General features: G+C 68.5%; 5 protein-coding genes and 2 pseudogenes. 4 read left to right on the top strand and 3 right to left on the bottom strand.

Annotated features, from left to right (window positions below):
* Positions 1-898: LysR substrate-binding domain-containing protein (locus tag ACDELDRAFT_RS17390; RefSeq protein WP_005799273.1), on the bottom strand; the 898-nt coding region annotated here is incomplete at its 3' end.
* A gap of 111 nt (positions 899-1,009) precedes the next feature.
* On the opposite strand from ACDELDRAFT_RS17390, the gene ACDELDRAFT_RS17395 reads away from it, so the two are divergent.
* Together ACDELDRAFT_RS17395 and ACDELDRAFT_RS17400 are read left to right on the top strand one after the other, a co-directional pair.
* Positions 1,010-1,975 (top strand): tripartite tricarboxylate transporter substrate binding protein BugE, encoded by a 966-nt coding sequence (locus ACDELDRAFT_RS17395; protein WP_005799274.1) that lies wholly within the window; start codon positions 1,010-1,012, stop codon positions 1,973-1,975.
* Between the two features lie 116 nt (positions 1,976-2,091).
* Positions 2,092-3,027: an N-formylglutamate amidohydrolase gene (locus ACDELDRAFT_RS17400; protein ID WP_005799275.1), complete on the top strand. Its 936-nt coding sequence runs from the start codon at positions 2,092-2,094 to the stop codon at positions 3,025-3,027.
* A gap of 129 nt (positions 3,028-3,156) precedes the next feature.
* Here the strand turns inward: ACDELDRAFT_RS17400 and ACDELDRAFT_RS17405 are convergent.
* A pseudogene (locus ACDELDRAFT_RS17405) lies at positions 3,157-3,384 on the bottom strand (NAD(P)/FAD-dependent oxidoreductase); the annotation flags it as partial.
* Between the two features lie 144 nt (positions 3,385-3,528).
* Here ACDELDRAFT_RS17405 and ACDELDRAFT_RS17410 point away from each other — a divergent pair.
* Both ACDELDRAFT_RS17410 and ACDELDRAFT_RS17415 read left to right on the top strand, forming a co-directional pair.
* Positions 3,529-4,203, top strand: coding sequence for a response regulator (locus ACDELDRAFT_RS17410; protein WP_005799277.1), 675 nt, complete (start codon positions 3,529-3,531; stop codon positions 4,201-4,203).
* 261 nt (positions 4,204-4,464) lie between these two features.
* Positions 4,465-5,934, top strand: coding sequence for a sensor histidine kinase (locus tag ACDELDRAFT_RS17415; protein ID WP_005799278.1), 1,470 nt, complete (start codon positions 4,465-4,467; stop codon positions 5,932-5,934).
* Between the two features lie 308 nt (positions 5,935-6,242).
* Here ACDELDRAFT_RS17415 and ACDELDRAFT_RS17420 read toward each other — a convergent pair.
* A pseudogene (locus ACDELDRAFT_RS17420) lies at positions 6,243-6,646 on the bottom strand (SPOR domain-containing protein); the annotation flags it as partial.

A 6,646-nucleotide genomic window follows, 5' to 3' on the forward strand; every position in this document is an offset into this window, starting at 1 on the left:
CCCGCGGGTCGGCGCAGGCCAGCAGCCATTGCCGGAACGACTGCAGCGGGTGCAGTGGGTTGCGCCCCTCGGGGTAGCAGAACCAGTACCCCAGTGCGCTCTGGTAGCCGCCCGCGGGCAGCGGCTCGCGCACCAGTCCTGCGGTGATTTCGTCCTGCACCAGGCAGCGCGGCACCAGCGCCAGGCCCATGCCGGCCATCACGGCGCGGATCATGGTCTGGAACTGGTCGAACTGCGGCCCCGCCAGCAGCTTGAGGCCGGTGACGCCGTGGGTTTCGCTCCAGAGCGCCCAGGCGGCCGGCACGGTGACGTGCCGCAGGAGCGTGTAGCCGGCCACGTCGCTCGGCGTGTGGATGGGCCAGTCGGCCACGCGGGTGCGCGGCGCGATCAGCGCCACATCGTTGCCCGTGAGGTAGTGGGCATGGGCGCCCGGCCAATGGCCTTCGCCAAACAGGATGGAGCAGTCGAGTTCGGGCTGCTCGAAATCGTAGCCGTTCACGTAGGGCACGAAGTGCAGCGTGATCTGCGGGTGCAGCCGCTGGAACTGCGGCAGGCGCGGAATGAGCCACTTGGCGCCAAAGGTGGGCAGGCTCGACAGGTGCAGCGCGCCGCCCCCGTCGTCGCTGGTGATGAGCTCCAGCGTGGCGGCCTCCAACTGCAGCAGCACTGCCTGCACGGCCTTCTCGTAGCGCTCGCCGGCGGGGGTGAGGGCCAGGCGCTTGCGGGTGCGCTCGAACAGCGGCACCCCCACCCAGGTCTCCAAATCCTTGATCTGCTTGCTGACGGCGCTTTGGGTGAGGTGCAGCGCCTCGGCCGCGCGCGAAACGCCCCCGAACCGCGCAACGGTGGAGAACGCCCGCAGCAGGTGCAGGGGTGGGGCCAGGCGGCGCAGCGACATGGTGGGTTGCACTCAAAACATTCCAGATTGGAATGTTATCAGGCATATCCATTGCTTGGTGGAATGCGTCCCTTTCGATAACCTCAGTGCATCTCACAGGAGAAATACCCTATGCAACGCCGTCAACTGCTGGCCTCGCTGGCTGCCGCATCTTTAGCGCCAGGAATGTCCTTTGCCCAGGAAGGCAAGCCTCTGCGCATGATTGTTCCCTTCCCGCCCGGGGGCGCCACCGACATGACGGCGCGTTCGCTGCAGGAGGCCATGGCCCGCATCCTCAAGCAACCCGTGGTGCTCGAGAATCGCGGCGGCGCGGGCGGTTCCATCGGCATGGCCGAAGTGGCCCGCTCACCGGCGGACGGCCTGACCATTGGCGTGGCCACGCTGTCCACCCATGGCGTGAACCCCGCCGTGTACAGCAAGCTGCCTTACCACCCCACCAAGGATTTCGTGGGGGTGACCGAGATCGTGAAGGCGCCCGGCGTCATCGTGATCAACCCCAAGGCCCTGCCCGTCAAGGACTTTGCCGATCTCGTGAAATACCTCAAGGCCCACCCGGGCAAGGTGTCGTACGCCACGCCGGGCAATGGGACCATCGGCCACATGTGGGGCGAGCTGTTCAAGAGCAGCACCGGCACCTCGATGGTGCACATTCCCTACCGCGGGGCGGGTCCGGCCATCAACGACGTGCTGGCAGGGCAGGTGGCCGTCTATTTCGACCAGGTGGCCTCGTCGCTGCCGCACATCAAGGCCGGCAAGCTCAAGGCATTGGCCGTTTCGTGGCCGCAGCGGCTTGACGTCCTGCCCGACGTTCCCACCTATGCCGAACTGGGCTACGCCGTCAACAACGATCCCTCATGGTTTGGCCTGGTGGCGCCCGCTGGCACGCCGGCTGCGGCCGTGGACCGCATCCAGCAGGCCGTGGCCCAGGCCCTGCAAGACCCCGCCGTGCGCGAGCGCCTGGCCGGTCAGGGCTTGTACCCCTCGGGCAGCACGCCCAAGGCGTTCTCTGCCCAGATCGCCCGTGAAATCGACAAGATGAAGGGCGTGGCGGCCTTCGCCAAGGTCAGCCTCGATTGAATCCAGGGCGGGCCCGCGGGCCCGTCGGCCACAGCCGGAAAGACTCAGGGATAACCATCGGAGCTTTCGGGTCTGGGCGGCTAGGCCGGCCGCCCCCAATTGCGCACACTCTGCCTATGCATGCAGCCTTGAAACTGATCAACCACCGCTTCCAGCAAGCCCAGCCGGGTGTGACCGGCACGCCCGGCGTTGACGCGCCGCCCGCGCACATGGTGTCGCACCTGCCCGGCAGCACGCCACTGGTGCTCGATTCGCCGCACAGCGGCACGTTCTACCCGGCCGATTTCGGTTCGTCGTGCGATCTGCCCACGCTGCGCCGCGCCGAAGACACGCACGTCGAAAAAATCTATGCCTTTGCTCCCGCGCTGGGCGTGGCCTGGGTCGAGGCCCATTTCCCGCGCATCTACCTGGATGCCAACCGCGACACCACCGAGCTGGACACCACGCTGCTCGATGGCCCCTGGACCGACCCCATCTCCACCGACCCCAAGGTGCTCAGCAAGGTGCGCCTGGGCAAGGGCCTGATCTGGAAGTTCACCGACGAAGGCGAGCCCATCTACAACCGCCTGCTCTCGGTGGCCGAAGTGCGCGCGCGCATCGACCAATGCTGGCGCCCCTACCACGCCGCCGTGGCGCGGGCCATTGACGCCGCCCATGCGCGCCATGGCTACAGCATCCACATCAATTGCCACTCCATGCCCGCCGTGGCCGGCCGCTTTGCCACCGAGTTCCCGGGGCTGGAACACGCCGATTTCGTGGTGGGTGACCGCGATGGCTCCACGGCCAGCCCGGCGCTGTCGGCACTGATCTGCGAACACCTGCGCGCTTGCGGCTACAGCGTCGAATACAACCACCCCTACAAGGGCGTCGAGCTGGTGCGCCGCTACGGCAACCCGGCGCAGCACCGCCACAGCATCCAGGTCGAGATCAATCGCAAGCTCTACATGGACGAAGCCACCCTGGCGCAGCACCCCGAAGGCATGGCCCGCCTGCAGGCCGATTTGAGGGCACTGACGCAAAAACTGCTGGCGACCGACCCGCGCGGGCTCTGAGGCGGCGCCAGCGGCGCGAAAGAGGCTGTGAATGCGGCGGCCCTGTGCGCAGGCCCCACGCCTCGCGCGCTGGGTGCCGGTGCGCTACCGCGGCAGCGGTCTCCCGCTCCGTAGCGAACCAGTGATCCCTCACGCACGTGGCAGAGGCCGAGACGCTGGCGGTTCGAACACCATCGCCTGGTGCGCTCCCACACCGGCCGGCACGCCCTCGGCAGACGCCCGCGTGGCGTTGTGCCGCATGGGCGTGGCGTCGCCCGCGGCGTACACGCCCGGCACCGTGGTCATCTTGTTGGCATCGGTGCGGATCACGGGGCCCATCGGGCCATCGTCGAACGCGCAGCCCAGCTGCTCTGCCATCCGTTGACACCGCACAGGGCATGAGCGCAGGGGCGCAGGGGCGCAGGGGCGAGCCGATGGGCGGGCCGCACGGCGCGCACGCGCACATGGCGCCCTAAAATCGACGGGAAACCGTGCCGCCCACGACGCCCCAGGAGACTCCCCATGCGCATCCTTATCGCCGAAGATGACCAAGTGCTGGCCGATGGACTGCTGCGCACCCTGCGCGCCTCGGGGGCCGTGGTGGACCACGTGGCCAGCGGCAGCGAGGCCGACGCCGCGCTCATGACCAACAACGAGTTCGACCTGCTCATCCTGGACCTGGGCCTGCCCAAGATGCACGGGCTGGAGGTGCTCAAGAAGCTGCGCAGCCGGGGCTCGGCCCTGCCCGTGCTCATTTTGACCGCCGCCGACAGCGTGGAAGAGCGCGTGAAGGGCCTCGATTTCGGTGCCGACGACTACATGGCCAAGCCGTTCAGCCTGCAGGAACTGGAGGCCCGCGTGCGCGCCCTCACGCGCCGGGGCATGGGCGGCACCAGCAGCGCCATCAAGCACGGCCCGCTGGTGTACGACCAGGCCGGCCGCGTGGCCACCATCGACGGCAAGATGGTCGAACTCTCGGCGCGCGAGCTGGGCCTGCTGGAAGTGCTGCTGCAGCGCGCGGGCCGCCTGGTCAGCAAGGAGCAGCTCGTCGAGCGCCTGTGCGAATGGGGCGAAGAGGTCAGCAACAACGCCATCGAGGTGTACATCCACCGCCTGCGCAAGAAAATCGAGAAAGGCCCTATCCGCATCGCCACCGTGCGCGGCCTGGGCTACTGCCTCGAGAAGATTCCGGGCTGAAGCAGGGAACATCCCTGTGTCGCCGCGCCCTCTTCGCCTTCTCTCGCACCGCTGCGCGTTGCAGGAGGAGCTGCGCCCCCGGCTTGGTGGTGCGGCCCTTGCGCGGTGGCCGCTGGCCTGGGCGGCTGTGCCCGCTTCATGTGCCGCGAGTGCTGCGCAACACCACGAAAAACGGATACCTTTTGCTATTGATTCAGTAGCTCGTAGCGCTGATGCTTGCAGCGCGAGAGCCCAATTCCATTCACAACCAGGGCCGCGATCTTGAAGATCTTCCAGCGCGAGCAGCGCTCCCTGTTCGGCGAGATCCTCGACTGGATGCTCACCCCGCTGCTGCTGCTGTGGCCCGTGAGCCTGGCGCTGACCTGGCTGGTGGCACAGGGCCTGGCCAACAAGCCCTTCGACCGGGCCCTCGAATACAACGCCCACGCGCTGGCGCAACTCGTGACGGTGCAGCACAACAAGCTGCAGTTCAACCTGCCGCAGCCTGCCAGCGAGATCCTGCGCGCCGACGATTCCGACATCGTGTACTACCAGGTCATGGGCCCGGGGCACAGGTTCCTGTCGGGCGAGCGCGACCTGCCTCTGCCCGATGAAGACGACCGCCCCTTGCCTGGCGAGGTGCGCCTGCGCGATGCCGAGCTGCGTGGGGTGGACATCCGCGTGGCCTACACCTGGGTGCGTCTGCCGCTGGAGGGCGCGCCCATGGCGCTGGTGCAGGTGGCCGAAACGCGCGAAAAGCGCAGCGTGCTGGCCACCGAAATCATCAAGGGCGTGATGCTGCCGCAGTTCGTCATCCTGCCGCTCGCGGTGCTGCTGGTGTGGCTGGCGCTGGCGCGCGGCATCCAGCCGCTCAACCAGCTCAACCAGCTCGAGCAGCGCATCCGCGCGCGCAACCCCGACGACCTCTCGCCGCTGGACGACCGCACCGTGCCGCTGGAAGTGGCGCCGCTGGTTTCGTCGGTGAACGACCTGCTGCAGCGGCTTAGCGACTCGCTGGCCACGCAAAAGCGCTTTCTGGCCGATGCCGCGCACCAGCTCAAGACGCCGCTGGCCGGCCTGCGCATGCAGGCCGACCTGGCCCAGCGCGAAGGCACCAGCACCGAAGAACTCAAGCGCTCGCTGCAGCAGATCGGGCGCTCCAGCATCCGTGCCACCCACACCGTCAACCAGCTGCTGGCGCTGGCCCGCGCCGAGGGCAGTGGCGTGGGCATTGCGCGCCAGCCCTGCGACCTGGCGCGCCTGGTCATCGAGGTGGTGCGCGATTCGGTGCCCCGCGCGCTCGAAAAGCAGATCGACCTGGGCTACGACGGCGCCGAGCCCGGCGCGCCCGGGGTGTGGATGGACGGCAACCCCACGCTGCTCAAGGAACTGGTGCGCAATCTGGTGGACAACGCCATCAATTACACGCCTTCCGGCCCCGGCAAACCCGGCGTGGTCACGGCCAAGGTGCTGGCCGACACCTTCGGCCATGTGCTGCTGCTGCAGGTGGAGGATTCGGGCCCAGGCGTGCCCGAGTCCGAGCGCGAGCTGGTGTTCCAGCCCTTCTACCGGGCCCTGGGCAGCGAGGCCGACGGCTCGGGCCTGGGCCTGCCCATCGTGATGGAGATCGCCCGCCAGCACGGCGCCGAGGTGCTGCTGGAAGACGCCCACCCGGGCCAGCATCCGCCGGGCGCGCGCTTCACCGTGCGGTTTGCGGCGCGCCAGCCCGAGGCGGAAACGCCGCCGGTGTGAGGTGTGGGGGCGCCCTGCGGCGCTCTGCAGGCGCATGGGCGAGGTGCCACCGCGCGGGTGCGCCATGAATGCGATGTGGAGTGCTTCGTGTGGGCGGCGGATGGTGGCGCGGTGGCGGTGGGGCGTCGATCCAGGGCGCTGCCGGCGCAGGGGCCTGCTGCCGTCTGCCGTACTACCACCCCTGCTGCCTGTTGCCTGTTACCCGTTGCCTGCCCGGGGTAACTGCGTGCTATTTAATCAGGAGCTGTCCGCGCTTGTGCATCAAGCGCTGCAGGCCGATTCTGCCTTGAATTTGCGAAACCGGGCCTTCAGGGGCAGGCCCTCAGAGGCTTCTCGCCCAGCGCCGGGCGCAACTGGGCTTCTGCCTGGGCGCGCGTGGCACTGTCGAGGGCCGGCAGGCGCAGCGTGAAGGCGGGGGTCTCCGGGCGCTCTTGCACCACCTTGGCGGTGCGCACGCCCTGGTTGCCCAGCGTGGTCAGCGCGCGCTGGGCGGCTTCCTCGGTGGAATAGCGGCCCAGCGAGAGGCCGGGCTCCAGCGTCGGGTTGTTGGGGCGGTCGTAGGGCACCTTGCGGGCGCGCAGCTCGGTGCGCTTCTTGTCGAGCGTCTCGTCGTCGGCGAAGCGGCCCATGTAGACCATCCAGCGCCCGGGCAGGGGTGTGGATTCAAGGCGCCAGCTGCCCTGGGGCAGGGCCGCCACGGCGGCGCGCACGG

Origin of the sequence: Acidovorax delafieldii 2AN, assembly GCF_000175235.1 — a bacterium.
Lineage (GTDB): Bacteria > Pseudomonadota > Gammaproteobacteria > Burkholderiales > Burkholderiaceae_C > Acidovorax > Acidovorax delafieldii_B.